The sequence below is a fragment of the Neisseria sp. P0022.S010 genome, from assembly GCF_051956635.1.
On sequence record NZ_JBQCXF010000436.1, the window covers coordinates 1 to 2,521 of the forward strand.

The 2,521-nt window shown below is 48.8% G+C and carries 3 protein-coding genes; 2 read left to right on the plus strand and 1 reads right to left on the minus strand.

Annotation, left to right across the window (positions count from 1 at the left end):
- The coding region (locus ACTHUT_RS17835; protein ID WP_440419259.1) for a MutS-related protein at nucleotides 1–611 on the plus strand (611 nt) is incomplete at its 5' end.
- A gap of 37 nt (nucleotides 612–648) precedes the next feature.
- Complete coding sequence (locus ACTHUT_RS17840; protein WP_250600894.1) at nucleotides 649–1,500, plus strand: DUF5672 family protein; 852 nt, start codon at nucleotides 649–651, stop codon at nucleotides 1,498–1,500.
- Between the two features lie 44 nt (nucleotides 1,501–1,544).
- On the opposite strand, the gene ACTHUT_RS17845 is transcribed toward ACTHUT_RS17840, so the two are convergent.
- A complete protein-coding gene (locus ACTHUT_RS17845; RefSeq protein ID WP_049329714.1) occupies nucleotides 1,545–2,381 on the minus strand; it encodes a DUF4198 domain-containing protein in 837 nt (278 codons plus the stop codon).
- Nucleotides 2,382–2,521 lie beyond the last annotated feature (140 nt).

Here is a 2,521-nt window from a genome sequence, read left to right on the forward strand (position 1 = left end):
CCTTCATGGTCGAAATGAGCGAAACCGCCTACATCCTCCACCACGCCACCGACCAATCCCTCGTCCTCATGGACGAAGTCGGACGCGGCACCTCCACCTTCGACGGCCTCGCCCTCGCGCACGCCATTGCCGAACATCTGCTGCAAAAAAACAAATCCTTTAGCCTCTTCGCCACCCACTATTTCGAGCTGACCCGCCTGCCCGAAGCCCACGCAACGGCGGTCAACATGCACCTCTCCGCACTCGAACAAGGACAAGACATCGTCTTCCTCCACCACATCGAACCCGGCCCCGCCAGCAAAAGCTACGGCATCGCCGTCGCCAAACTCGCAGGTCTGCCCAACCGCGCTTTGAAAGCGGCTCAAAAGCATTTAAACGATTTGGAAAACCAAGCCGCCGCCAACCGTCCGCAGTTGGATATTTTCAGTGCCATGTCGTCTGAAAATGGGGCTGAAGAGGAAGGGAAAGAACAAGAAATTGAGCCTGTTGATAATTTGCAGAACAATGAATTGGCTGAAGCGTTGGCGCAAATTCAGCCCGACAACCTCACGCCACGCGAAGCCTTGGATGCCTTGTATCGCTTGAAAGATATTTGCAATAAGGCGTCGTAAATAACTCAAAGGCCGTCTGAAACAGGGAAATATATTAATGAGTTTTACTGACATTACCGTGGTTGGTATTACCGGCGCAGATTCTTATACCGGGGGCACGATGTATGCCATTATCCGTAGCTGTGCCGAATTGCCCGGCAGCCGTGGATTGCTGATCAGCCCGAGCTGTCCGCAAGGTTTGCCGGAAAATATCCGACATCAGCCTTGCCGGAAATTCGGTTATCTGGAATACAATTTGTTTGTTTTGTACCAACTGATGTATTACATCGATACGGATTATTGTTTGATTGTTCAAAATGACGGCTGGGTGTTGAACGGTCAAAACTGGCAGGATGCCTATCGGGAATATGACTATATCGGTGCACCTTTGCCGATTTTGTTGGAAACTGAAGCCGACGGGCAGTTTTTCCTGAAGGGAACCGACCAATATTTGGCCAAACAACATCTGATTCAGACTTCTCCGAATTTGGACGAGCCGCAGAACGGTGGTTTCAGCCTGCGCAGCAGACGGCTTTTAGCCATGCCGCGACAATTGGGCTTAAATGTAGAAATCCGACCGCCGTTGCCGCCGAAAGACGAAAAAATTGCCGATATGGAATGGCTGGTAAAGCTGCACCATGAAGATATGTTTTTGACGGCGCAACACCGTTATAGATTGCAGGACTTGGGTTTGAAATTTGCGCCTCCGAATATTGCTACGCAATTTTCTTTAGAAGTACCGTTTATCAATCAAATGAGGAATGTCCCTTTAGAGCGCGTCTTTGGGGCGCACTGGATGGGAAATGTGGTCTTGACCGGCTGCAATCGTGTCCGGTTTGCCCAATTGAATGAGGATAGATTGGAAACATACTCCCGTTTTTTTAGAAATTTGGGTTATGAATGGGAATAAATTAAGGCCGTCTGAAAGTTCAGACGGCCTTTTGTTAATGGCTGTTAGTGTTGATGATGGAGGGCATGGCGTGCAGCCGCGCGTTTGGTACCGACAGGTACGATCAGCGTTGCGTAAGCTTTGTCTTGCTGGCATACGCTTTTATCGCTGTAATCGGTCTCGTTTACCACTTTGATTTTCCATAAACCGTCAATCAACGTAATCACATTGACCACGCCGTTTTTATCGGTTTTGCCGGAGAAGCCTTGAGGCTCGCGGTGGTCATGGGTTGATTCCAAGTCCATTTCCGCCAAAGTGTCCGAGCTGGCGGTAACGGTGGCTTTAACCAAAGGCTCGCCTTTGTACAGGACTTTGACCGGCAAAATACCGCCGGCTTTGACTTCGTTCGGATTTTTCAGCGGAACCAGTTCCAGCTCTTGGCCGATAGGGCGGGTCAATACAGCTTCATCAACTGCGCCGTTGCCCACTTGGACAAAGCTCTTTCCGAACATTTGCGATTGTTCGCAATAGGTTGAACCGGCCAGCTGTTTCAAGGTTTGCTGTTTCCAGCCGTCTTGGTTTTTCGACCAGAAAGTCGGTTTGTAGGTTGCGCTGACCCAGTAAGAACCTTCAGGCAAAGCGGCTTTGGAAACGTATTGATAGTTTTCGCCTTTATTCACCATGTCAACGGTTTTCTTTGAGCTGCCGGTCAATTGCAGCGGTTTGAAAATATGCACGCGGTCGTCGGCGATTTTTTCGACATTGGGGAAGTCATGGCTGTAACCTAAATCCGCATGCAGGATTTGGCCGGCAGGCTGATGTGTCGGTGCGGCCACCCAAACATCGTGCGCCTGCGCCACTGCGCCCAATCCCAGCAATCCTAAAAGCATCCATTGTTTCATAGTTTCTACACTCCATTTTGTTGTTGAATGAAAGGCCTTGTATTTTGGCGAGTAGAAACATTACTCTTATTTGCATTTTTTGTAAATAATAAGGATTATATTTTTTAATTATAAATGATTATTTATATTGGGTTTCAGAC

Excerpts from the sequence above, each read along its gene's own strand:
- ACTHUT_RS17840 (WP_250600894.1), top strand. The coding sequence starts at position 649 with ATGAGTTTTACTGACATTACCGTGGTTGGTATTACCGGCGCAGATTCT.
- ACTHUT_RS17845 (WP_049329714.1), bottom strand. The coding sequence starts at position 2,381 with ATGAAACAATGGATGCTTTTAGGATTGCTGGGATTGGGCGCAGTGGCG.